The sequence below is a fragment of the Treponema bryantii genome (assembly GCF_900111035.1).
Taxonomy (GTDB): domain Bacteria; phylum Spirochaetota; class Spirochaetia; order Treponematales; family Treponemataceae; genus Treponema_D; species Treponema_D bryantii_C.
Map to the genome: position 1 here is coordinate 529,176 of NZ_FOFU01000002.1, position 25,840 is coordinate 555,015.

Sequence of the window (25,840 nt, forward strand, 5' to 3'; positions counted from 1 at the left end):
CAATGAAAGTTTCAGAATTCTCAGTAAAACATCCTGTCATTATCACAATGCTTTTGATTGTGCTTATTGCATTCGGCTTTTTTTCGCTGGGTGGAATGCGTACAGAATTCATGGAAGACATTTCCATGCCACAGGCAATCGTGTACACCGTGTATCCTGGTGCCAGTGCCGAGGATGTTGAAAACGACATCACAAAAGTGCTCGAAGATTCCTTTGTAACTCTTCCTCACTTTAAGGCAATCGACAGTACCTCTTCAAATTCCCTCAGCTGGATTTTGATTACTTATGCTGATGGCTACGACCCATACGACCAGCTCCCAGAGCTCCGAAACCGCATTTCCGAACTTGTGGAAAAGCTCCCTGACGGAATCTCCGGAGAGCCCCGCGCCCTCGTTGGCGGTATGTCCATGGTTCCAATCATCAGTTTTTCTGCAAGTTCAGGTCAGGACACTGCACGCCTCACCCAGTATCTTCAGGATGAGCTTACACCTCTGCTTACACAGATTGACGGTGTTTCTCAGGTTACAATTGACGGCGGTAAAGAGCTCGCAGTTAATATCAAGCTTGATGTCGACTCTCTTACATCTAAAGGAATCGCCGTTTCCACAGTATATCAGGTATTAAATTACGGAAACGTAAATCTTCCGCTTGGAAACGCCAGCTATCAGGATCGCGCAATTCAGGTACGTTACGCCGGTGGGTTTAATTCCCTCGAGGATATAAAAAATCTTCCGGTCGGCGTTGGCGACGGTTCAACAATAATCCGACTGAGCGATGTAGCCGAAGTCACTCTTTCTTATCCTGAACAGAATGTTTCTGTTTCTGATGGACGTGTTCCTCTCACAATCGTAAACGTAACAAAGCGTCTCGACGGTGATACTACAAAAATCATCAAAAAGGTTAAGAAAGCAATTGCTGAATGTGAAAAAAATACAAACGGTGCCGTTCAATTCCATATCATCAGCGACGACAGCCGCCAGGTTCGTGCTTCTCTTAAAGCCGTTATTCAGAGTGGTATTCTCGGTGTAGTTTTTGCCGTACTCGTAATCCTGCTGTTCATGGCAGACTGGCGAGCTACCCTTACAATCAGCCTTTCAATTCCACTTTGTATTTTATTCAGTCTGATTGGCTTACGCATTCTGGATATTTCTCTGAACCTCATGACACTTTCCGGCCTTGTTATTTCGCTTGGTATGGTTGTCGATGGTTCCACGGTTATGCTCGATCAGATTTACCGCTATTATAAACGCCGCGACCAGGAAACCGGCGAAATGGAATATACAGTTACCCAGAGCATCTACAAGGGCTGGGACGAAGTTTCTGCTTCCATCCTCGCCAGTGCAGCAACAACTATCGTAGTATTCGTTCCAATTGCGCTGCTCGGTGGTCTTATAGGAAGCGTTCTTCACGCAGTTGCCGTAACAATCATTCTGGCAATCTTCTCTTCTTTCCTTGTTGCCGTTGTAATTGTTCCATATCTGCTTAAACTTTTCCTTTCTGAAAACGGTCCAAAAGTTCGCGGAAAGCCAAGAAAGTTCGATCAGGTGATGTCAAAAATCGAAAGAGGCTACAGAAAGGTACTTGCACTTTCTTTAAAAAATCGCGGTTTTGTCGTGCTTGTAGCCCTGTTTTTGCTCGTTTTTTCGGGTTTTATAGCCCTCAGATTGGGAATTTCCTTCATTCCCTCAACAGACTCAGGCGATTTTTACATTTCTACAGAATTCCCTATGGGAACCGAAAAAGAGCAGACACACGAGAAAATGCAGGTTGCCCAGGACCTTCTCTACCAGTATGTGCCTGAAATTGACAACGTGGTTATTTACGAAGGTCAAGGAGATTCTTCAAACTTCTCTTCTGTTTCTACACCTCATTATGCATATACTCATGTTGTGCTTGTACCGGTTTCTGAGCGTAAAAGAAACGTCCATGAAATCATGCTCCAGATTCAGGAAATCTGGGCTGCAGTTCTGCCAGATTCAAAAGTCTCTGTACAGAATGGTGGTTTCGATAAACTCGTAGGTTATGTTGCTGATGGTGGTGGTTATGGTATTACTCTGATTTCAGAAGACATAAATACTCTTTATGAAACAGCCAGCAAAATCAAAGACTACCTGGAAACTGATCCAGAGGTAGTAACAGCTAAACTCGACACAGACTTTGATACAAGTACGATGGTCATTGATATGAGCCAGGAATATCTGAGCTCTCTTGGAATCACAAGTTATGAAGCGGGTATCACTTCTGCAATTCTTTTCCAGGGTGTTGACTGCGGACGTTTTAAGGAACTCGAAAGTGGCCGCCGTTATGACATGAAGATTACTTCAAACATCACAGATAAGAATATTACTGCAGACGCTATCTCAAATCTTCATATTGTAACTCAGAATGGTCAGGATGTTTCCTTTGCAAATCTTTCTGATATTAAAGTTGAAAAATCTATTTCACAGATTAACCATTCTAACCGTGCTAAGAAAATAACTGTTACAGCCTCACTGGTAGGTGAAGATACAAGTGGAGTTTCACAGCGCGTTAATCAGTTTATCGCAAATAATCCGCTGCCAAACGGAGTTCACTCAAAGGCCGGCGGTATTATGGCTCTCATCGGCGACATGATTACTCCAATGATTTCTGCCCTTCTGATTGCCGTATTCCTCGTATACACCGTAATGGTAATTCAGTTCGAAAAGTTCCGTCAGCCGCTTTTAATTATGGCAACAATTCCATTCTGTTTTATCGGTGTTGTCGGCGGTCTTCTGATGTTCGGTTCAACCCTGAATCTTCTTTCATTACTGGGACTTATTTCACTGGCCGGTGTTGTTGTAAACAATGGTATCATTCTGATTGATTATATAAATCAGCTTCGTGCTCAGCGCCGTCAGGTTCTTGCACGCACAAAAGGAACTCAGGATAAAGATGGCGAATGGCATATCGCACTCAATACAGAAGAAGAGGATGAACTCTTAAAAGGTTCTGTACTCGATGGAGCTGCCAGCCGAATCAAACCAATTTTAATTACTACTCTTACAACCTTACTTGGTGATATTCCAATGGCTGTTGCAAAGGGCGAAGGTTCAGAACTTTATGCTTCTATGGGACAGGCAATTACAGGAGGTCTTTTGACCTCTACTCTCATCACCTTAATTTTAATTCCGGTAATCTATTATCTTAGCGAAAAAAATTCAATCAAACATAAAAGAGGTAAATATGAAAAAGCAGTTCAATAAAACAATTCTTAGTGCAGCACTTTTTGCAGCAACCCTTATCTTCTCAAGCTGTTATTCAGTTTTCAATGGTGGAACTGGTGGTCAGATTGTTGATGCAGAAAGTACATCAACTCCTAAAAGAGGAATTGCAAATGTAGACATTTACGCCTACACAGAATGTGGTGTAAGAGATTCAGATTATAACAGATGGAAGGAAGGCACTGTTTTTGCTCCATCAAATTCTTATTATGGTCACACAACTACAGATGCAGATGGAAGCTTTGTAATTTCAAATATCGTATGGAAAGAAACAAAACCAGATTTTGGAAAAGACGCAGACTATACAACAATCTATCTGTTGTATTATCACGAAAATTACGGACTCACAAAAGATCAGACTGTAATTACTTCTGACAGCACAAGTGATACTGTTTATGCAGAACTTACTTCCATCAGAAAAACAACTGTCCTCAATATCAGCATTTATGATGTAGCCTCTTCAAATCCGACTTCAAATAACGTTCTTGTAAAGGTTTCAGTTCCACAGAGCACAGATACAATAACTGCTCCTGCAAAAGTTTATGAACAGACAATTGCAGGAAACGGTACAATGAGTATCAGTTACCCTCGCTGGAAAAACGCAGATGATAAAGCTGATGGAATTGAAAACACTCCGGAAGTAAATATTACATACTTTCAGAGTTCTGATTTAATTACCTGGAAAGCCTGTGCCAATGCAGATAACGAAGCACAAGATTATTCTTTCTTAAGTGATGATTTTAAAATCAAAAAGACAATTCAGAACAGCTCGTATAATATTTCACTTTATGGAAAGGCAACAAGAATAAACATTCCGACAGTTAACGGAACTCTTGGTGATACAACTTCTGCAGACAGTGATGGCATTGTTATCAGCATGAAAGCAAAAGATTCAAACGGAAACTTCACAATCGACTGTGGAGAAACTACAACAATTGCACAGCAAATTGGAACAAACGGAAATCAGACTCATGGAAATTTCAGCGGTCTTGGATCCGGTACTTTTATAAATGACACAACTTATACCGGAAAATATAAAGATATCGAAGTTCAGTTTTATGCAGATGGAACTTCCACAGGTACTGTAAAAACTCTTCGCAGTGATGCAGGCCCTTATAACTTTAAACTCTAATTCAGGACACACGAATGAAAATAAACAGATTATTTTTTACATTTGTGATTTTCTCAATTCTTAATGCAGGCATACAGGCACAGGAACTTTCCGAAACTCCTGAAACTACGACACCAGCTTATACACTGGAAGTTCTCCTCACAGAAACTGAGATGAACCATCCGGAATTACGTAAACTTCAGGAAGAATATCGCCGCAGCATTCTTGATTTGAAAGATGCCTGGTGGAGTCTTGGCCCTACAGTTGATCTTCAGGCAAGCGGAACCTATATGGTAAATCCTCCTGTTGGTGCAATGTATATAAATGCAGATGATATAATCAATTCAATTTCCTGGAACGGGCAAAGACCTAGAAACAGCGGCCAGCGAATCAAGGTTTTTGACGGTATGGAAAATACTCTCTACAATTTTGAACTTACATTAACTCAGCCGATTTTCACCTGGGGAAAAATCACAAACGCAATTAAACTTTATGATCAGGTTTCAAAAATCAAGCAGACACAAATTTCTCAGCAGACAGAACAGCTGAAAACAGAATTAGAAACCCGTCTTATAAGTCTTTATTATCTCTCAAAGATTCTTGAAATCATTGATGAAGAAGACTTATACACAGCCCGCATGGTCGAAGTAAGTGAGAATGCAGAAAAAGCAGGTATGCTTATTCATCAGGATGTTGTAGATGCAAAGATTCAGGCAAAGGAACTGGAAATTGCAAAGCAGGACTTACTTGAACAGATGAATGATCAGCTTCTCGAATTAAGCCGTATAACTGGAATTCAAGCTTTAACGCTTAATGATATAAATTATGATTTTGTACCGGAACTCGTTTCCTCCTTTGACAGTCTGATACAAACTAATCCAACTGAGCTTGAAGCAGAGGTTCTCTCTGGAAATCAATCTTCAATCAAAATGCTTACACAACTTGAAAATGTCAGCAAGACTGCAGAGAAGATTTCCCGAGGATACGAAAACTGGAAGCCAGATATTGCACTGCAAATGAGCAGTGGATATTCTGGTTCCCGTTTCCCTCTTTTAGAACCAAACTGGCTTAGAAAAGATGATTATTCCGTAAATATTTCTATCGGTATTAAGGCTACAATCTGGGATGGCGGAAAAAAAGTTCGCGATGTATCCCGCAAAGTCAGTGATGTAGAAACTGCAAAAATCAACAAGCTTGATGCCCGTTCAACAATCAGCAAAACCTTCAATTCGCAGTGGAATGCTGCACAGGTTTGCAAAATGAAGATTGAGTATCAGGAGCTTAAGATAGAATCTGCTTCAGCAAAAATCGATCAGAAGCAGAAAATGTATGAATCAGGTTATGGTTCAGAAACTGATGTTCTTTCTGCAAAAATTGAACGCTGTAATGCACAGATAGAAAAAGAAAAGCAGGCATTAGCCAAAGCCGTTGCCTGCCTTACAATAGAATATCTTAGAAAATAAGCTACTGTTCAAATACTATATTCAGCTGTCCCTTTACCTCGGGCAGCTGAATACGGTATTTTTCTGCCAGTGCCGGGCCACACGAGTTGGAGCCCACACCTGCCATTTTATAATCCACACACAAAACTGTATTGCCACACTTTTCCAGTTCAAAGTTATGGCGCTTAGTCCAAAGTTCTTCTTCTGTATAGTTAGATACATTAAAACTGATATTCTTTTGATTACCTGATTTCGGCTGAACTCCTGAACAAACTAACGTTAGTTTGTTATTTGAAAGCTTTACATAACGACATCCATAATGCGAAGAATTTTCCTGTGGCCGGATATATGGTTCATACATATCATCAACCTTAGCCTTAAATTTTCCTACCCATGTTGCCTGATGCTTATCAACATAACTTTCTGTCGGACCATAACCAAAGTATTCTACCTTATTAAAAGATTTATCAAGGAAGAATCGAAGGCCGATTCGTGGAAGTATAAAGATTCTTCTGGTAGCAGTAACATCAAAATTAACTGTAAGACCTGTAGCAGCACTTATCGTGTAAATAACAGTGCCATACAGGAATGGCTGATGAATACTCCAGACAAAACCCTGATTCACTATTATGCGAATTGATTGACCATCTTCAGAAGGCTCAATTCGTGAACTATAAACCTTCACTTCATAATCATGAAGATGTGCTCCAAACCATTCACCTTTCATAGGATCATTGTCCAAAGGAGCACGCATGAAATTAAAACTCAATGGCTTTTTAAGAATCTCTGTTTTTCCAAATTTTATTGAATCAAAAACTCCTGTACGGCGATTAAAGGAATAGGTCATGTTATCTGCGGTAACTTTATAACGAAGTCCTTCAGGTTCTACAAAAAGCTTTCCATATTTAATACTTGTACTGTCTGCTTTAACATGGAATGTTTCCTGCCAGTTCTGATTTTCATTCTGCTTTTCAGAGGCAGTTACAAATTTTATGAGTGCTTCAATTTCTTTACGCGCATTCTCCTGAACACCTTTTGCATCCCGCTTTCCCGGCTGGAAAGGCTTAAGGCCTGGAAGTTCAGGCATAAAAGAAGCTTTTCGGAGAATTTCTGCTTCATTATCTGAATCAGGCTCAGCCGAAAGCTGCACCTGATCAAAACAAACTTCGTAGCCTTTTTCACACCAGAGTTGATTCTGTTTTTCTGTAAAGATAAATCTGATATAAGAATCTTTTCCTTCAAAAGCAGGAAGGTCATTCAAAACGAGTTTTGCTTTGCCAAGCGGAGGTAATGAAGGAAATTCTATTTTTTCTGATTTTACAATATCACCGTTTATCGAAAGTTCGTAATGACAATCCAATACAGTTGCAGCATCTGTAAATGCAAGAAGATTTGTAAACTCAAAACCTGCTGAACCAAGAGCAGTCTTTTTGCTTTCCGGAAGTTTACGTACTCGCACCGGACGATAAACCTGTTTTGCTTCAAGAAGACCTGTATGAGGACGACGGTCAGGATACACAAGACCATCACAGCAGAAGTTGCCGTCATTATGTTTTTCGCCCCAGTCTCCCCCATAACCATATTTCAATTCACCATTACGAGTCTTTCCAAGAATTAAACTGTGATCACACCATTCCCAGATAAAACCGCCGCAGAAACGTTCTGAACTATGAAATACCTTATGATAATCTTCGAGATCTCCAGGACCATTTCCCATTGCATGACAATACTCGCAGAGAATAAATGGGCGTTTTTCTTTTTTATCCTCCGCCATCTGTTTCCAGTCCTGAACACTCGGATACATTCTGGAAACTAAATCGTAAACAGAGTCGCTTGTGTCCCCCTGATTATGATAACTTTCATAATGCAAAAGTCGTGTATTATCGAAAGCCTTAATCCACTTTGCTGCCTCTGTAAAGTTATGACCGTTTCCAGATTCATTACCCATAGACCAGATAACAACACTCGGACGGTTTATATCTCTTGTAACGCAGAGCTTTTCACGGTCTAAGATTCCCTTATAGAAAAATTTATTACTTGCCACAAGTGCAATTCCAGAATAATCAGACCAGTCCCAGTGAGCTGTATTATTTACAACTACACTGCCATGCATTTCAAGATCAGCCTCACAAATCACATAAAAACCATAACGGTCACAAAGTTTGTAGAACTCTGGCGCATTCGGATAATGCGAAGTTCGGATAGCATTGATATTATGCTGTTTCATCAGTTTGAGGTCTTTTTCGATTTTTGAAACCGGAGAAACAGAACCTGTATCAGGATAACTGTCGTGACGATTTACTCCACAGAATTTAATCGGCTGACCGTTAATCTTAAGTACACCTTTTTCACTTGTAATCTTTCTAAAACCTACTTCTTCACCAATTACTTCATCAGTAGTTTCAAGCAGAAGTTTATAAAGAACTGGAGTCTCAGCAGACCAGAGCGCAGGTTCCTTTACAGGAATCTCAAGCAGATTTCCCTTTTTAGCTTCGCCTTCAAAAATCTGATTTCCATCAGGGGCACATAAACTTACCTTTGCATCAGCACCATAAACAGTCAGTGATAAAACTGCCGAACGGTAGTTGTTTTTCAAAACCGTTGCAACACGGTAATCAGTTATTCTCTTTTTAGGGCGAGACAGTACATAAACGTCGCGGAAGATACCAGAAAGACGAAGCTTATCCTGATCTTCAAGATAGGTTCCAAAACACCATTTAAGAACCGCAACTGTAATCAGGTTTTCTCCCTCTTCCAGAAAAGCTGTAATATCATACTCACTTGTATGATGCGAAACTTCCGAAAATCCACAGAACTTTCCATTGATATAAACGTATGCACAGCTGTCTACACCTTCAAAACATAAGATGCGCTGAAGCCCGTCTGGTATATAATTATAAGTACGGTAATAAACTCCAACAGGATTTTCATCCGGAACAAACGGTGGATTATATGGAATCGGATATTCAAAATTTGTATACTGCGGTTTATCATAACCGTGGAGCTGCCAGTTTGCAGGCACCGGCATTTTCTTTTTATCATTCAGTGCAGAACGTGCAATCTTACCATCTGCAAAATCATCTTCAAGATCAATCAAGCTGTCATAATAACGGAAGCCCCATTTACCGTTTAGAAGTTCAAACCGCGAAGATTTCTCCCGCGCCCCAAACGGATTCTGTCCCTTCTCTTTTCCAAATGGAATAAAATAACAGTGACTATCCAGAGTATTTACATGAAAAACATCTGGATTTTCGTGATAAATCATACAGCTCTTAGCTGTGCCCTTTTTTGAAATTTGAGTAACGTTCATATTATCAGTATAACGTTTTGCATTCCTCTATTTAATGGCCCGTTCATTATATCCATAACTTTTATTTCAAATCGTAAAAATTTAAACCTTTTAAAATAAATTTTTTAAACATTTGACTTCCTAGTAAAACGTTTTATAATTACTAATTAGGTAAAACGTTTTATTAAAAATTCACAAGGAGTTCAAAATGAAAAAACTAAGAATCGTTTCGGCTCTTGCTGGTATCGCTATGCTGGCAAGTGTATTCTCTTCATGTGCTGATTCTTCACCAGAAGATACAACAAAACACTATCCTACAGATATCTTTACTGTAGATGAAGCTGATTCCTGCGGTATTACCTTGCGTGATACTAAAGAAGCTTTTACCATTTTCACAAAGGGATCTGCAGCTTCTGATATAAAAACAGAAACAGATGGATCTGTAACCTGGATTGCAACTGCTGCAGGCGGTGGCGGCGGTGGAGTTTCCTTCTATGTAAAATCAAATAAAGAAGAAATCAACATTGCAAATTATGAATCTATTGAAATTGAGCTTATTTACAGTCCAATAACAGGAAAGTGGAATCCAAAGGCTCAGAAACCTGGTTTCTGTATGAGAATTCTTCCTTGGGACTCAACAGGTATTTTTGGTGGTTATGAAGATCTTGAATACTTTGATGCAGACGAAGAATATGGTACATTAACAAAAACTATTGCAATTTCAGATGAGTTTGTTCAGAAAATCAAGGCAAGTTCAGACTATGACTCAATTCTTGGTTTCGCACTTAAATTCAACGATTACCAGAGAGGAAATGATGATGGAGACCAGCTTAAGGTTCAGTTAAAGAACGTTAAGTTTAATGCAAAAGCAAATGCACCAGCAGATACAGCTTTTTCTGATGGTTTGACAGATGCACAGCGTGGTACAGTTGAAGAAATCTGGTATCCAACAAGAGACTGGAGTATTGCAGATGAAGCAGATGTAACAGATGCAGACAGATATAACAAGCATGGTTGGGTTTACCTTCCAGCAGGTTATGATGCTGAAGATACAACAACAAAATATCCAGTATTTATTCTTCTCCACGGTTTTGGCCAGAATGAAAATACCTGGGGACTTACAAATGAAGGCCGTGGTGGAAAGATTAAAGGTTATATGGACCGCGGAATGGCCAGCGGTGATGTTGAAAAGTTCATTCTTGTTTGTGTAACTGGTGTAGCAGATAAATCTTGGGGACCAAATGGTTCTGGATCCAGCTTTACAGGTTATAACTACTTTGGTGGAGAACTTAGAAATGATCTTCTTCCATGGCTCAGAGAAAACTATAACATTAAAGATGGTCGAGACAATGTTGCTCTTGCCGGCCTTTCAATGGGTGGTGGACAGACATTCAATATTGGAATTGGTCAGAGCCTTGATCTCATCAGTAACTTTGCCGGATTCTCTGGAGCTTTGTTCTCAACATCAGATGAGTTTATAGCAGGAGTAGATGGAAATGCAGCTTTTGACGGTCTTAAGATTCATAACCTTTATATGATCTGTGGTGATGCTGACGGTTTGGTATACGGTTCATTCCCAGGCTATGTTGAAGCAATGGCTGCATGGGACCGTGTAGAAAACTTTGAATCTTATGTATTCCCAGGTGGAACACATGACTTCCCAGTTTGGTACTATGGATTCAATGACTTTATCCACATGGTATTCCAGGAAGGCGTACAACTCTATAACGACTAAATATAATTAGTACTATATAGAGAACGGCCTGCTGTAAGAAATTGCAGCAGGCCGTTTTTTTTATGTCTATCCAGGCCATATTTATTGTTATCATTGATAGAAACAAAAAATTCCTTTATACTTTTATTTATGGCAAAACAAATGATCATGGGAAATCAGGCAATCGCGCTTGGTGCCCTCAAGGCTGGAGTTAATCTTGTTGCCGGATATCCTGGCACTCCTTCCAGCGAAATTATTGAATTTATTTCCAAGTATAAGAGCAAAACCGGAACCTACGTTGAATGGTCCGTAAACGAAAAAGCCGCCGCTGAAGTTGCAGCAGGTGCCAGTTATGCAGGAAGCCGTACCCTCATCACAATGAAGCAGGTAGGTCTCAATGTTGCAAGTGACCCTGTAATGTGCCTTTCTTACGTTGGTGTAAAAGGCGGTATGGTAATTGTAAGTGCCGATGATCCGGGTCCAATTTCCAGCCAGACCGAGCAGGATACCCGTAACTTTGCGCAGTACTCAAAGCTGCCTTGTTTTGATCCTTCTACCCCACTCGAAGCCTACGAAATGATACAGGAAGCCTTTGAACTTTCTGAAAAATATAATACTCCGGTTCTTCTGCGTCCAACCACCCGTGTTGACCACGCCTACGAAAGCATGGAGTTCCCTGAGCTCGTCCCTTGCCGTAAGCCTGGCGAGTTCGAAAAAGATTCAAAGCGCTGGGTAATTTTCCCTCGCGCGTCATATCTGAATCACAAGAGAATCTTTGAAAGAAACGAGAAAACCTTACCTAAAGAATTCTCTGAAAGTAAGTGGAATTATATTAAAGTTGGGGAAAGCCTTCCCCTCGGCTGCACTTCGTCGCAGCCTACCCCTTCCAGCGGGGGACACCCCCGCAACGCCCCCGTTGCCTTTGCAGTCGGCGGAATATCTTACTGCTATCTTATGGAAGCACTTTCCATCCTCGGAATCAAAGATATCCCTGTTTTGAAGATTGGAAATCCATATCCATTCCCAAAGCCTTTAGCAGAAGAATTCCTAAAGTCGCACGAGCAAATCGTTGTTTTTGAAGAATTAGACCCGGTTATTGAAGAAAATTTAATAAAAATCGCCGGATACGCACGAGTAAATTGCCAAATTCGCGGAAAACTCGACGGCACAGTTCCTGAGGCCGGAGAGCTCAGCGTTGAGATAATTTCAGAAATCATTAAGAATCTATTAAACGATAAAGGTAACGCAGTTTCACGCAGTGAAACTGCAGGCACAGGTGCGACAAATTCATCGCAAACAGAAAATTCAACACCTGTGCCACTCCCAGTCCGCCCGCCAGTTCTCTGCGCAGGCTGTCCTCACCGCGGTTCTTTCTACGCTGTAAAGCAGGCAATGAAAGGCAAGAAAACTGTATACTGCGGAGACATCGGCTGTTACACACTTGGTAACGCAATGCCACTCGATATGACAGACACCTGTCTTTGTATGGGTGCTGACATCACAATGGCTCAGGGCTTCTATCACAACGAACCGGACCGCCATTGCTTCAGCTTCATTGGTGACTCAACTTTCTTTGCAAGCGGAATCACAGGCGTAGTAAATGCAGTTTACAATCAGGCAAAACAGACAATCTGTATCCTTGATAACTCAACCACAGCAATGACCGGCCATCAGCCACATCCAGGCACTGGTATGACAATGATGGGCGAGATTGTTGAAAAAATCAGCATAGAAAAGATTCTTGAAGGCATCGGCGTTTCACCGATTATTCAGGTAAATCCGTTTGATCAGAAGGCAGCTGTAGAAGCTGTTCAGAAAGCAAGCGAGGCTCCCGGAGTAAGCGCAATTATCTTTAAGGCACCATGTATTGCAATTGCACAGAAAGTCGGCTGGGAAAAACCGCACGCACTTACTGTAAATGCTGATAAATGTATTGGCTGCCGCAAGTGTATAAATGAACTGGGCTGCCCGGCGCTGAGTGTAAGTACAAAAACTAATGCAAAGGGTAAACAGTTAGTTGAAATAGACAAGAGCCTATGTACAGGATGTAGTTTATGTTCACAGGTTTGTCCAACAGGAGCAATCAAATGAGTAAAAATATAATTATTTGCGGTGTTGGAGGACAGGGAACTGTTCTGGCCGCTAAGGTACTTTCTCAGGCTGCAATTTCGAACGGAGAGCGCGTGCTTTCTGCTGAGACGATTGGTATGGCTCAGCGCGGTGGTTCGGTTGTGAGTCATGTGCGTATTGGTGAGGATGTTTATTCTCCGCTGGTACCTCAGGGTCAGGCCGACGTACTTATTGCTTTTGAGGCGGCTGAAGCTGTACGCAACATTGCGTTCCTTAAGCAGGGTGGCTCGGTAATTGTAAATAAAAAGGTGGTACAGCCTGTTACTGCCAGTCTGAGCGGAAAAACCTTCGATGAAAACGAAATGATTTCTTACCTCGAAAAAGTGGCCGGTAAAGTAATCGCTGTAGATACTGACCAGGCGTGCAAAGATCTCGGAAGCAGCAAGGTTGTAAACATGGTACTGCTTGGAGCAGCCAGCAAAACCGGGCTTATCTCAAAAGATGAGCTAAAAGCTGCACTTAAACTCCTTGTAAAACCAGAATTTTACGAACTCAACGTTCGCGCAATTGACTATTGATTTAAAATATTATTTCCTTTAGTGTTTAATTGCGTAGAATATTCAATTAAAAATAACCCCTAACAGGAGAGTATTCGGATGGTAACGAAAAAGGAAAAACTTGTTGTTGATAGCATGGATAAAGCTATCAAATCATACATGGATGATAACTGTTCTCCCGAGGATTATACAAAACTGGTTTCTAAAATTGAAGAAGATCTTGAGGAAGCAGTTCGTCAGAAAACACTTTCAGAAGAAGAATTTGAAAATACAAATAACCTTCTGAATGAATTTGAAAGCAGAAAGAAAAAATCAGAATAATAAAAAAGATTGTCCGATGGGACAATCTTTTTTTATGCACCGAACTTAGATTATTATATTCTTTATCTCTTCCTTCCAGTCGTGGCTCCATTTAACATTTTTCATAAAGATAATTGACGTCACACCCTGAACAGAAGACCAGATTCGAATAATATCCAGTTCCTTTTCATAGTCAGAAAGTCCTGGCTTTTTTTCATCAAAATAGCGGGTACACAAATCTTTTAGAAGTTTATACGGCTTAAATATATTTTCGTCTGAACTATGGAAGTCAAGATTCAGGTGAACATAGCCTCTCGAAAACAGGAAGGTAAAATATTCGGGATTATCTATAAAGAAAGAAACATAGGCAATTCCCAATGCTACAATTCTGGCTTCAACATCTGCTTCTGCTTTATTAACTGCCGCTTCCAGGTACTCTGTAAAGGCTTCTTCAACATACTGCTTTATGGCGGTAATCATCTCTTCCTTATTTTTAAAATGTGCATAAGGAGCTGCCATACTAACGCCACATTTTTCTGCCAGTTTTCTCATGGACAAGGAATCTTCCCCTGAGGTATTTATCATTTTGATGCCTTCTTCTATGAGGGCATTCCTTAAATCTCCATGATGATATTTATCTGACATGTTTGAGCATTGCCTCTATTACTAAATCATTTTCCTCCCACAGTGGTGAATGGGCTGAATTATAGAAAGTATAGAATGATTTTTCGGGAGCTTCAAGTTTTTCAAGAAGTTCTTTTGCCAGTGCCGGCGGACAGGTGTAGTCATAATAACCTGAGAAAAAGTAAACCGGTATCAGGCAGGGCTTATCAGCTTCTACATGATAGCTGCGGTAAGCTGATTTTGAACACAGGATTTTGCCCTTCCAGTAATTTATTTTTTCCTGCGAAGTATAGCATTTTGCTGACATCTGTTTAAGAAAAATGTCTTTTGCATCTGAACGCATTTCCCGCGTTGTTGCACAGCCTGCACTAAGCAGGACATTTTCCCATTTTGCGGCAAGTTTCTTTTGCATTTTGATTTTGAATTCGCCCTCTTTTGTGTAGCCGGCAAGTTTGTTCATCTTTTTGAGGGATTTTTTATTGTCAGTTTTTTCAAACTCGGCCTTCATAAAATTGTAGCCTTCTTCGTAGCGGCGTATGCCCTGAGTATAATCCTGCCCCATTCCAAAATAGCAGTAAAAATCTTCTGAATCAGTTTGCGCAAGATAAAGTCCAAGATGACTTCCGCTGGAATGAGCCATCAGATAGATTTTTTCCTGGTGATATCTTGATTTCAGATATTGAGCAACTTCTCGTGCATCGGCTGCAAGGCGTTCCAGAGAGATTTCTTCCGGCTTGATTTTTTTGTTGTAGGAAAGGCCTTCGCCAAGGTAATCCCAATAGCAGACTGTAAAGTGATCGGCAAGTTTGTTCGGGTACTGTTCAGCGTAAACCTCGTTGAGCCAGATTTCCGGTACACCGGGACCACCGGAAATAAAAAGCAGCACGGGATTATTTTCATTTGTTGAAGTTATGAACATTCCGTTTAAGGCGCCGTTTATTTCTACCCCAAGCTTTCTTGTATTTTCGAGTCCTTTTGCCTTTTCTTCTATACCGACTTTAAGAGTTGCGCAGCCTGCCATATTCATCACTCCAAATGCGATTAAAACGCCGACTAATATCTTACTGTTTTTTTGCATCTATGATATCTCCTTAGGCTTTATTAGAACTTATACATTCCGGAAATTGTTGCATAAAAGCCACCGTCGTAATCCTTTGAGAACTTGTCGCCTTTTGTTCTCAAAATCTGCTTACCACCAAATGAATAACCGCCGCAAATTGTAAGTGCTGTAATGCTGAGTTCTCCATACACAGAGTAATACTGATATTTCAACGAGTTCTCAGTGTTTATACGGAGCTTCTTCACATTACTTGCCACACCTGCAGAAACACTGACAAGTTCATTAAATGGCTCTTTTTTTACAGGATAACAGCTGAGTGCACAATCCCACTGCAAATCAACAGGTAAATCAAAACCGGCAAGAGCCGCATTTAAGCGTATACGAAACATATTTTCCGGAAACAGCATCAGATTGATCATAGGAAGTCCCGTCCATTCCATTTCTGTTTTTATGAATTGATTTTTGTACGCAAAATAAACCATAGGAAGCGGCACCACAAAAATATCAATCCCGCCAATTACAATTCCTGTATCTGTAGCAGCGAGTCCCCCACCTACTGCCAGCGTCATTGAATCATTTTTAATAAGTTCACGGCTGTAAAACAAAAGTCCTTCATAGTTCTTATATGATTCAAAAGGATGAGCTCCCCTTCCTGTCACTTTTAATAAAAAAGTGTTCCTTCCAAATCCAATCTTTCCAAAAACATCCATTGAATGAAACTGCTTTTCTTCAAAATCTTCGAGACCTTTTGAAATTATGTCCTGTCCGTAAGAAAGACTTGCTGCAATTACATCCGGCATATTCGAACTATCCTCTTCATCTTTTTGATATTTAAACAACAGGGTACCAGACGGACTAAAAAGATAATTATCATCTTTTAATTGAAGTGCTCCAAATTCTGCCATTGGAATTATATTAAGTTCAGCGCACAGATTAAAAAGAACTACAGTACTTAAAAACAGAGCTGTGCTGAGCTTTTTCAGAATAATTTTAATCATTATAAATCTCCTTATATCTTAACAATGTTAAGTTTATATCATGGAATATAGTGGTTAATCTTAACACTGTCAAGATTGTTTTATAAATAATAAAACACTCAACATTTTGGATTCTCGCTGATATAATTAGTCATATGATTTTTTGTAAACGCACATCTTCTATCTCTATTTTTCGTTTAATATTGCTTATATTAGTTATTTCAATTACAGAAACTATCTCTGCCCAAAACAATAGAATACAACATCCCTCAATTGAGCCTTCATTTACATTGGATCAAGTTCTCGTCGCAACAAGCAAAGAAAAATATTCTTCAGATGAAATTTTTAAACTGACACTTTTATTTTCAGAATGTCCACTTGAATCTGAAACTGGTATTCGATGTTTAGAAAAGTTTGAATCAATAAAGACGGATGTAACAGCAGATTTGTTTATGGAACTCGATGTTCAGGAGCGTGGACGTAGAATTCTTAAATATCTTTATCAAAATTATCTGACAAAGTATAACTTAGATCAAACACGCATAGATGTAGCTTTAGAAACAGGAGTTTACAATTGTGTTTCATCAGCTATGCTTTATCTTGCTGCAGCAAAAGCAGCTGGCCTTGATGTCCGCGGACAGAAAACTACACAGCATGCTTTTTGTTCTGTTTATATCCCATCAACAACACAGGGCCAATTAATTAAAATAGATGTAGAAACAACAAATCCTTATGGTTTTAATCCTGGAACAAAAGAAACAATCGAAAACGAAGAAAACATAAAGAAATATTATGTCGTTCCTAAGAAGTATTACTCTAATCGTTTAGAAGTCAGTGACGGAGTTTTTGCAGGATTAATTGCTGGAAATATTTGTACAGACTGTATTAAACAAGGCGACTATAATCATGGCGTTCCTTTAGCTGCAGCCCGTTATGATGTTGTTCGTAATGAGAATTCGAAAGCAATAAGTGATGTTCGGCAGGAATTTGATGTTCTTGCTGCTAATTATGTAAATATAAATCCAGGTAATGCCAGTCTCTATTATGAAGTTGTTGAATGGTTTACAAACTTTATAGACCGATGGGGTATAACTCCTTTTCTACAGAAAAACATGGATAATGCATTCATTAACCTTCAGGTTCTTTGTGGAAAGGAAAAGAATTATCCTCTTTCATTAAAATCATTTAATCAATTCGAAACATATGTAACTCCACAGCAACTTTTAAAATCAGAAGAAATCAAAGCTGATATTCTTTTCTCAACAAATACGGAAAATGCTTCTCCTGATCTAAAGATTGATATTATAAATAAATTATTATCCTTAGAAGATTATCAGTCAGGGGCTTTCCAAAAGCGAGGTGCACTTTATCTGGAACAGGCATGGCTGGAAATACTTAACGAATACATGAATAAAAAAGAATATCAGACGGGAATTAAAAAAGCTGACGAAGCACTCACGCAGCTTCCACAAAATCCTAAAATCAAAAATATGCGTCAGTATTTCTACAGTAATTCAATTGCTATAATTCATAATAATTTTGCAAAAGAAGCAAATTCAAAAAAATACGACAAAGCTCTTCAAATTGTACAAGAAGGGCTTGAATTATTTCCAAACGATAAAACCCTAAAAAAAGATTTATCTGACTTACAAAAGCTTTTAAACCAATAAACGATACCTCACATGTTTCTATTGACAGATACATAACACTATGTTATTATGTTACTGTAAATAGAAACTAGCCTAAAATCGAGAATCCGTTAAAAAACGAGCTGCGACAGCGGGTCGTTTTAGGATTATCGAAAGAATGGCTCAGAGGCAAGCTGTGCTTGCCGACACGTATCAGAATTAGGAGACATCTTATGAAGTTAACAAATTTACAACTCGAACAGATTCGCGCTCAGATTCGCCGCGTTAAGGCTTGCGGAAATCCTTTTTATACAGAGCGCTTTAAGAATGTAAATCCGGAAGATATTAAAACTCAGGAAGATTTTGAAAATCTCGTGCCATTCTGCTCTAAGCAGGATCTCCGCGATGCATATCCACTCGGACTCGCATCAGTTCCAGAAGAAGAGATTGTACGTATCCACTCTTCAAGCGGAACAACAGGTTCTCCAGTAATCATTCCTTATACAAAGAAAGACGTTGAAGACTGGGCTACAATGTTTGCACGCTGTTATGAAATGGCTGGAATCACAAACAAAGACCGCCTTCACATTACACCAGGTTATGGACTCTGGACTGCAGGTATCGGTTTCCAGGCTGGTTGTGAAAAACTTGGTGCAATGGCTATCCCAATGGGACCAGGTAATACAGAAAAGCAGCTTCAGATGATGCAGGATCTTAAATCTACAGTAATCTGTGCTACATCCTCTTATGCACTCCTCCTTGCAGAACAGGTTGAAACACGCGGTCTCAAGGACAAGATTTGCCTTAAGAAGGGTATTATCGGTTCTGAGCGCTGGGGTGAAAAAATGCGCAACCGCATTAAGGATATTCTTGGTATTGAACTTTTTGATATCTACGGTCTTACAGAATGTTACGGACCTGGTATTGGTATCAACTGTCCGGGCGAAGAAGGAATCCATATTTTTGATGATTACATCTATATTGAGATTCTCGATCCTATAACTGGAAAACCTGTTCCTGAGGGAGAACTTGGAGAAATCACTCTTACAACTTTCGTAAAAGAAGGTGCTCCACTGTTCCGCTTCCGCACACACGACCTTGCAGCTTTTATTCCAGGCGAATGCAAGTGCGGTTCAAAATACCCACGCATCACACCAATCATGGGCCGCAGCGACGACATGGTAAAGGTTAAGGGAAACATCATCTTCCCAAGTACAATCGAAGACGTAATCCGCAGTGTTCCAGGAACTTCAAGCGAATACCGCGCAGTTATCGAGCACGTTGATGGAAAAGATAAGATGACAATCTTTGTAGAAGTTGAAGGTGGTACAGACCGCACAGAAGCAGCCCTCACAATGACTTACAACTTCAAACAGAAGTACAACATGACTCCTGAAGTAAAAATTGTTGGAATCGGTGAACTTCCACGCAGCGAAAAGAAAACAAAGCGTATCGAAGACAAGCGTTTCGACTAATAGATTTTCATAATAGCCAGCTGTATAATAGTTCTATGACAATCACAGAACTACAACAGCTGCTATTTGAATATGAAGATAAAAAGTATGCCGATTTTTCAGCAAAACTGATTCCAACCCTGCCACGGGAAAAGTTTATCGGCATACGCGCTCCAGAGTATAAAAATATTCTGAAGCGAATAAAAGATGATCCTGTAATTCCTGAATTTCTTAATACCATTCCCCATTTTTATAACGAAGAAAATATCCTGCATGTTCAGCTGATAAACAAGATTAAAGATTTTGATGATTGTGTGTCTGCCCTTGAAAAATTTATGCCATATATTGATAACTGGGCTGTAAATGATGGTGTAAATCCCACTTGCTTTAAGAAACACCGCGCCGAACTGATTGGCCTTGTACAGAAATGGATTTCTTCAGAAGCAACATATACCCGCCGCTGCGGTATGAAAATCTTAATGTCAAATTATCTTGATGATGATTTTAAACCTGAATATCTGGATTTACCTGCTGACTTACGCTCAGACGAATATTATGTAAATATGATGACTGCCTGGTTGTTTGCAGAAGCTTTGACCAAGCAGTGGGATTGTGCTGTGAAGTATATTCAGACTCACCGTCTGGATAACTGGACTCACAATAAAGCAATTCAAAAAGCCTGTGAAAGTTTCCGCGTACCGGATGAAAGAAAAGAATATCTGCGTTCTTTAAAAGTTAAAATCTGAAATAATTATTGTCCAAGAGCTTTGTACAATTACTGATGCATTATTTACCTGGATAACTGATTTCGTCGCCCCAGCTTTTTACTTCTTCGTAAAAGCCCGGAACCTGCATAAGGCCATAACCCCACAAAAATGCACGGTCTTTTTCTGAAAGTTCATCCAGACCAAGCCATAATACTTCTTTAAGCGGTGGATTTTCATTTCCTTCTTCTTCAGGATCGTAGCCTAATATCGGTTCCTGATCATCCGGGACTTTTACTTCAAAGGCATATTCTGTTCTGTTATGATTGTATAATTCAGAAAGCTTGCGAACTATTGTGCCATCAAGGCCGCATTCTTCTTTGAGTTCGCGGATGGCAGTTTGTTCAGGTGTTTCGCCTTCTTCTATTCCGCCACCGGGAATTGAATAGAAATCATCCTTTCCTTCGCTTGGGTAATTTAATTTTTCTACAAGAATCTTTTTATTTCTGATTACAAAAGCTACACTTCGATTTTTCATTTTAACTCCATTTATTCTTAAATATTTTAAAATTATATCATAGAATAGGGAAATAGCCAGTTTTTTAGCCTAAGGTACAGAGCTTTCCGCGAAGAATATAGCCGATTTTCATATAGCAGGCATTGGAAGATATCCTTGCATTGCGGCTTCTTGTCATAATGCATGTGAGAACAAAGAAAGTGTACTTGTTTTCTTATTTTAAGTCTTTTTTATAATAAAGATAAAAAATCAGATTTACAAGCGATGTAATAATCCAGCTGAGCGGATAACTTACAAAAATTGTAAATGGTGAATGGAATTGGGGCATCTGGAAAATCACACCAATCCAGAAAACACGGAATACACAGCAACCCAGCATTATCGAAATAACAGGCATAACTGAATGCCCGATTCCACGGATTGAGTTTCCAAGACAGTGCATAATTCCACAGATGAAAATCGGCAGGAAGGTAACAGCCATTCGGCTGAGTCCCGCTTCTATTACATCAGGATTCTTTGTATAAATTGAAAGCAGCTGTCTTCCAAAAATATAAAACAGACTGCCGGCTATAAGTCCGGTTACTGCCGTGCAAAGAACACAAATCACAACTTCTTTTTTTATACGCTTTGTATTCCCTGCTCCAATATTCTGTGAACAGAAGGTTAAAGTACCGGCAGTAAAACCATTCATAATCTGATAAAGAAAATCTTCAAGACTAACGGCCGCAGAATTTCCGGCAATCAGTGCTGTTCCAAACTGATTTATTGAAGACTGAATCTGTACATTTGAAATAGAAAACATCACACTCTGAAGTCCGGCAGGCAAACCAACTTTTATGATTTCAATAAAGCTTTCTCGATCAATAGCAAATTTTCTGAAGTCAAAATGAAAATCATCTGTTTCACGGATTAAAAGTATAAGCACAAAAACAGCCGAATAAGTCTGCGAAATAACCGTAGCCCAGGCAACCCCCGCTACATTCATCTTAAATCCGATAACGAATAAAAGATTAAGCAGAAGATTGAAAAGCCCTGCACTGAACAGAATATAAAGAGGACGTTGTGTATCACCCTTTGCACGGAGCAGGGCACTTCCAAAGTTGTACAGCATTGTTGCCGTAATACCGGAAAAATAGATTCGAAGGTATCGGGCAGAAAGTGGCAAAACCTCTTCTACCGTATGCATGCGAATCAGAATGAACTTAGAAAGAAAAAGTCCGAGCAGAGTAATACAGCCGCCACAGATTATCGATATCGCAATGGAAGTATGAACCGTCTTTTGAATTTTATCAGAATCTTTTGCACCAAAATGCCGGGCCGCAATTACATTAGTTCCAATTGCGAGTCCCATAAAAAGATTTATCAAAAGATTGATAAGAGAGGTACATGAACCAACTGCCGCAAGAGAAGCGTCACCAGCAAATTGTCCAACAACAGCTACATCCGCCGCATTAAAGACAAGCTGAAGAAAATTCGAGCAAATTACGGGTATCGAAAATTTCAAAAGGTTACCGAAAATCGACCCATGAGTCATATCAAGCTGATTTTTTCTATTCATCAAGTCTACTTTAGAACTTTTTATCTTATTATGCTACAAAAAATATTAAAGGATAACTTTAATTGAGTAAGCTTATCGCAGATGATACAATTATGAAATGCACTTCTTTCAGTGTATTAAAAAAATCAAATGAAAGCCTGATTATTGCAATATTATTTCAGAAGGAGAACACAGCATGGAAATCAGAGACAAGAGAATTGATGACGGAAAAGCCTTTGACTGGGGTAAAACTTCTAAAGAATATGCAAAGTTCCGCGATATTTACCCGGAAGAATTTTATAAGAAAATTATAGATCGTGGACTTTGCGTAAACGGTCAGAAAGTTCTGGATCTTGGAACCGGTACCGGTGTTGTTCCCCGCAATATGTATAAATACGGTGCTCAGTGGACAGGAACGGATATTTCTCCTGAGCAGATTGAGCAGGCAAAAATACTGGCAGCAGATGGCAATATGAAAATTGATTTTATTGCAGCCGCAACAGAGCAGCTTGATTTTCCAAAGGAAAGCTTTGATGTAATCACCGCGTGTCAGTGTTTCTGGTATTTTGATCATGAAAAAGTTATGCCTGTTCTTGCTGATTTTCTTAAGCCGAACGGAAAGCTTGTAATCTTATATATGGCATGGCTTCCATACGAAGATAAAATTGCAGGCAATAGTGAAGAGATGATTTTGAAATACAGTCCTAAATGGTCTGGCTGCGGTGCAACACGTCGCGAAAACTGGGTGCCTGATGTTGCCTATAAATATTTTGATAAAATTGAACACGAAGAATATGACCTTATGGTCCCGTTTACAAAAGAAAGCTGGCACGGCCGTGTTAGAGCAAGTCGCGGAATTGGAGCATCACTTAATCCAGAAGAACTTGCAAGATGGGATGCAGAACACCGCGCCCTTCTAGATGAAATCGCTCCCGAGAAGTTTGATATTTTACACTACGGTGCAATCACAGTTTTACAGAAAAAATAGGAGGTTTATATTTTGACTGACAGTACCTTGTATGAGTAAAACTCATCCTATCTTTATACCAGAAGATACATATGTCCCCATACAGTGACGATTAAGAATATTACAAAACTATACTTTTTAATGTAAACTGTAATAAAGGAGTAAAAAATGAATAAGAAAGTTGAACTTTGGGATGCATATAATTCTGATTATGAAAAGATTGAAGGCGTAACATTAATTCGTGGACAAGAAGATAAGATTCCGAAAGGAGTATATCATCTTGTATGCGAGATTCTTGTTCGTCATATAGATGGAACTTATCTTTTGACAAAACGTTCTCCAGATAAAATTCTTTATCCTAATATGTGGGAAGCAAGCGTGAGTGGTTCAGTACTTCAAAATGAGACTGAAATTGAAGGTGCTCTTCGTGAACTTCGTGAAGAAACAGGCATTATTGCCGATAAACTTGAATTTCTAAGTAAGGAGCTTGGCAAAACCTGCTGGCATATAAGATTCTTATGTGTAGTTGATTGCGACAAGCATTCCATTCAACTACGGGAAGGTGAAACCTGTGATTATAAATGGCTGTCTGCCTCTGAAATTCATGCAATGTCAGATAAAGAATTACTCGGTTGGCAGATGCGGAAACATATCTAGTATAAGCCCTGGAGGAATAAAAAGAAAATAAACGAATTAGGTGACGGTTCAGGTTCTGAATCAACACTTGCTATGTAATAATATGGAGTTGCAAATGACAAAAGTTTATTTTATCAGACATGCAGAACCGGATTTCACAAATCATAATGATTTATTGCGCCCGTTGACCCCAAAGGGAATGCAGGACAGAAAAATTGTTACTGATTATCTTGAAGATAAAAAAATTGATGTCGTACTTTCAAGTCCATTTAAAAGGGCTGTAATGACGATGGAAGATTTTGCCGGTAAGTACGGATTCAATATTGAAACAATTGATGATTTTCATGAAAGGATTGTTGGTACTGAATGGATAGATAATTTTGGAGATTTTGCTAGAAATCAGTGGGCCGATTTTGATTATAAGCTTGATGGTGGAGAAAGCCTTAACGAAGTTCAGACAAGAAATATTACGGCGCTGAAAGAAGTGCTTCGTAAATATGATGGTAAGAATATTGCTGTTGGAACTCATGGAACAGCTCTTAGTACAATCATCAATTATTATGATAAATCTTTCGGTTATGAAGATTTTGAAAAAATCAAAGACGTTATGCCGTGGATTGTTGCCTTTGAGTTTGACGGAGAAAAATGTGTGAGTATAAAGAATTTTAAAAAGCCTGAGCTTTGGGATGCTTATAATTCTGATTATGAAAAACTTGAAGGCGTTACGTTGATTCGCGATGATGAAGCTAATTTCCCAAAGGGTGCTTATCATCTTGTGTGTGAGGTTCTTGTTCGTCATGTTGATGGAACTTACCTTTTGATGAAGCGTTCACCTAACAAAAACTGGCCGGGCATGTGGGAAGCAACGGCTGGTGGTTCAGCACTTAAAGGTGAAACTGATGTTGAAGGAGCACTCCGTGAGCTTCGCGAAGAAACCGGCGTAATTGCAGATAAACTTGAGTTCCTCAGTAAAGACCTTGGCAAATATTGCTGGCATGTAAGATTTTTGTGTATAACTGATTGTGATAAGAATTCGGTTCAGCTTCAGGAAGGCGAAACCTGTGATTATAAGTGGCTGCCGGCTTCTGAGATTCTTGCAATGTCTGACAAAGAACTTCTCGGTTGGGAGATGAGGAAACATATTGTGTAAAAAACTTATATAATTAAACTTGATATATAACTGGTAAAGGACTTGAGATAGAATCTCTTTTGTAAGGTGACAGAATGAAGTACAGAAATGCACAGGACATTTTTCCGGAAGCTCTTTTGAAACAGATTCAGCGATATGTTTCTGGAGAGACAATTTATATTCCGGCCGGAAACGGAAAAAGATCCTGGGGCGAAACTTCGGGTTATCAGCAGTTTATCCGTGAAAGGAACGCAGCAATAAAAGCGGACTTTGAAGCGGGAAAAACAATTGATGACCTCATGGAAAAATACTGTCTTTCTTATGATTCGATTAAAAGAATCGTTTACAGCAAGAAGGAGGTTTCTATGTTAAAGTACAGTGCAACTTTAGAATCGGCAAAAGCATATGCAGAAGCAGAAAAGCTTGATGCCTGGATTCATTTATATTTGAACGAGGAAGGACGCAATATTCCTTTTTCTGATGGCTTAAAAAAATGCGACAGATATTATTTCAGTCCGGCTCTTGTGCCTCTTAAGTTTTTCAAGAGATGCTCGGGCCCTGAACCAGAAATGAAGTATCGTGTTGATGCGCTCTGGTGGGATCATAAGCTTGGTGAGTTGAAAAAGACAATCGAAGCAACTCCGGATTTTGTGAACAAATGCGCACCGATGTTTGTTGAATACACAGGCGGCGAGTTTGTTCTGAATGACGGCAATCATCGTCTTCAAGCCTACAAAGACCTTGGTTATGAAAAAGCCTGGGTTCTTTTCTGGATTACAGAAGAAGACGAATATCAGGACTTTTTGAAAAAGTACGGCGAGTATGTAAAAGACTGCGTTGTAATTAGAAAGTAAACATACGGTGGTTGAGCCTGTCGAAACC

General features: G+C 39.5%; 20 protein-coding genes. 14 read left to right on the top strand and 6 right to left on the bottom strand.

Annotated features, from left to right (window positions below; all coding sequences use genetic code 11):
* Positions 1–2: 2 nt before the first annotated feature.
* Genes BMY21_RS05960 through BMY21_RS05970 form a run of 3 tightly spaced genes read left to right on the top strand, consistent with a single transcriptional unit; the run spans position 3 to position 5,816 of the window.
* Entirely contained in the window at positions 3–3,224 is a 3,222-nt protein-coding gene (locus BMY21_RS05960; RefSeq protein ID WP_074641778.1) for an efflux RND transporter permease subunit, read from the top strand.
* A complete protein-coding gene (locus tag BMY21_RS05965; protein WP_074641780.1) occupies positions 3,205–4,374 on the top strand; it encodes a hypothetical protein in 1,170 nt (389 codons plus the stop codon). The genes BMY21_RS05960 and BMY21_RS05965 overlap by 20 nt, the downstream gene beginning before the upstream one ends.
* Positions 4,375–4,388: 14 nt before the next feature.
* Positions 4,389–5,816 carry a TolC family protein gene (locus BMY21_RS05970; RefSeq protein ID WP_074641782.1) on the top strand — a complete coding sequence of 476 codons (1,428 nt, stop codon included), beginning with the start codon at positions 4,389–4,391 and terminating at the stop codon, positions 5,814–5,816.
* A gap of 1 nt (position 5,817) precedes the next feature.
* On the opposite strand, the gene BMY21_RS05975 is transcribed toward BMY21_RS05970, so the two are convergent.
* Positions 5,818–9,105, bottom strand: a complete 3,288-nt coding sequence (locus tag BMY21_RS05975; protein ID WP_074641784.1) for a glycoside hydrolase family 2 TIM barrel-domain containing protein — start codon at positions 9,103–9,105, stop codon at positions 5,818–5,820.
* Positions 9,106–9,292: 187 nt separating this feature from the next.
* Between BMY21_RS05975 and BMY21_RS05980 the strand changes: the two genes are divergently transcribed.
* From BMY21_RS05980 to BMY21_RS05995, 4 genes are all read left to right on the top strand, one after another.
* Positions 9,293–10,819, top strand: coding sequence for an alpha/beta hydrolase (locus tag BMY21_RS05980; protein WP_074641786.1), 1,527 nt, complete (start codon positions 9,293–9,295; stop codon positions 10,817–10,819).
* A 129-nt stretch (positions 10,820–10,948) separates the two neighbouring features.
* Positions 10,949–12,889, top strand: coding sequence for an indolepyruvate ferredoxin oxidoreductase subunit alpha (gene iorA, locus BMY21_RS05985; RefSeq protein WP_074641788.1), 1,941 nt, complete (start codon positions 10,949–10,951; stop codon positions 12,887–12,889).
* Positions 12,886–13,446: an indolepyruvate oxidoreductase subunit beta gene (locus tag BMY21_RS05990; protein WP_074641790.1), complete on the top strand. Its 561-nt coding sequence runs from the start codon at positions 12,886–12,888 to the stop codon at positions 13,444–13,446. Before iorA ends, BMY21_RS05990 begins: the two co-directional genes overlap by 4 nt.
* Positions 13,447–13,524: 78 nt before the next feature.
* A complete protein-coding gene (locus BMY21_RS05995) occupies positions 13,525–13,746 on the top strand; it encodes a hypothetical protein (protein WP_074641792.1) in 222 nt (73 codons plus the stop codon).
* A 45-nt stretch (positions 13,747–13,791) separates the two neighbouring features.
* Here the strand turns inward: BMY21_RS05995 and BMY21_RS06000 are convergent, their stop codons facing one another.
* Genes BMY21_RS06000 through BMY21_RS06010 form a run of 3 tightly spaced genes read right to left on the bottom strand, consistent with a single transcriptional unit; the run spans position 13,792 to position 16,407 of the window.
* The gene (locus BMY21_RS06000; protein ID WP_074641794.1) at positions 13,792–14,370 is read right to left on the bottom strand and encodes a TetR/AcrR family transcriptional regulator; all 579 of its coding nucleotides are present in this window, start codon (positions 14,368–14,370) and stop codon (positions 13,792–13,794) included.
* A complete protein-coding gene (locus tag BMY21_RS06005; RefSeq protein ID WP_083379721.1) occupies positions 14,360–15,427 on the bottom strand; it encodes an alpha/beta hydrolase in 1,068 nt (355 codons plus the stop codon). Before BMY21_RS06005 ends, BMY21_RS06000 begins: the two co-directional genes overlap by 11 nt.
* Positions 15,428–15,450: 23 nt before the next feature.
* The gene (locus tag BMY21_RS06010; protein ID WP_074641798.1) at positions 15,451–16,407 is read right to left on the bottom strand and encodes a hypothetical protein; all 957 of its coding nucleotides are present in this window, start codon (positions 16,405–16,407) and stop codon (positions 15,451–15,453) included.
* Positions 16,408–16,541: 134 nt separating this feature from the next.
* Between BMY21_RS06010 and BMY21_RS06015 the strand changes: the two genes are divergently transcribed.
* The 3 genes from BMY21_RS06015 (at position 16,542) to BMY21_RS06025 (ending at position 20,214) form a co-directional block, all read left to right on the top strand.
* Positions 16,542–18,056, top strand: a complete 1,515-nt coding sequence (locus BMY21_RS06015) for a tetratricopeptide repeat protein (RefSeq protein ID WP_143064170.1) — start codon at positions 16,542–16,544, stop codon at positions 18,054–18,056.
* Between the two features lie 191 nt (positions 18,057–18,247).
* Entirely contained in the window at positions 18,248–19,489 is a 1,242-nt protein-coding gene (locus tag BMY21_RS06020; protein WP_074641802.1) for a phenylacetate--CoA ligase family protein, read from the top strand.
* Between the two features lie 35 nt (positions 19,490–19,524).
* The gene (locus BMY21_RS06025; protein WP_074641804.1) at positions 19,525–20,214 is read left to right on the top strand and encodes a DNA alkylation repair protein; all 690 of its coding nucleotides are present in this window, start codon (positions 19,525–19,527) and stop codon (positions 20,212–20,214) included.
* Between the two features lie 40 nt (positions 20,215–20,254).
* Here the strand turns inward: BMY21_RS06025 and BMY21_RS06030 are convergent, their stop codons facing one another.
* Together BMY21_RS06030 and BMY21_RS06035 are read right to left on the bottom strand one after the other, a co-directional pair.
* Positions 20,255–20,710, bottom strand: a complete 456-nt coding sequence (locus tag BMY21_RS06030) for an NUDIX hydrolase (RefSeq protein WP_074641806.1) — start codon at positions 20,708–20,710, stop codon at positions 20,255–20,257.
* A gap of 193 nt (positions 20,711–20,903) precedes the next feature.
* Complete coding sequence (locus tag BMY21_RS06035) at positions 20,904–22,247, bottom strand: MATE family efflux transporter (RefSeq protein ID WP_074641807.1); 1,344 nt, start codon at positions 22,245–22,247, stop codon at positions 20,904–20,906.
* 175 nt (positions 22,248–22,422) lie between these two features.
* Between BMY21_RS06035 and BMY21_RS06040 the strand changes: the two genes are divergently transcribed.
* From BMY21_RS06040 to BMY21_RS15950, 4 genes are all read left to right on the top strand, one after another.
* Positions 22,423–23,214, top strand: a complete 792-nt coding sequence (locus BMY21_RS06040; RefSeq protein WP_074641809.1) for a class I SAM-dependent methyltransferase — start codon at positions 22,423–22,425, stop codon at positions 23,212–23,214.
* 147 nt (positions 23,215–23,361) lie between these two features.
* Positions 23,362–23,850: an NUDIX hydrolase gene (locus BMY21_RS06045; protein WP_074641810.1), complete on the top strand. Its 489-nt coding sequence runs from the start codon at positions 23,362–23,364 to the stop codon at positions 23,848–23,850.
* Positions 23,851–23,944: 94 nt separating this feature from the next.
* Positions 23,945–24,979, top strand: coding sequence for a histidine phosphatase family protein (locus BMY21_RS15945; protein WP_074641812.1), 1,035 nt, complete (start codon positions 23,945–23,947; stop codon positions 24,977–24,979).
* A gap of 74 nt (positions 24,980–25,053) precedes the next feature.
* The gene (locus tag BMY21_RS15950; protein ID WP_074641814.1) at positions 25,054–25,812 is read left to right on the top strand and encodes a CD3324 family protein; all 759 of its coding nucleotides are present in this window, start codon (positions 25,054–25,056) and stop codon (positions 25,810–25,812) included.
* Positions 25,813–25,840 lie beyond the last annotated feature (28 nt).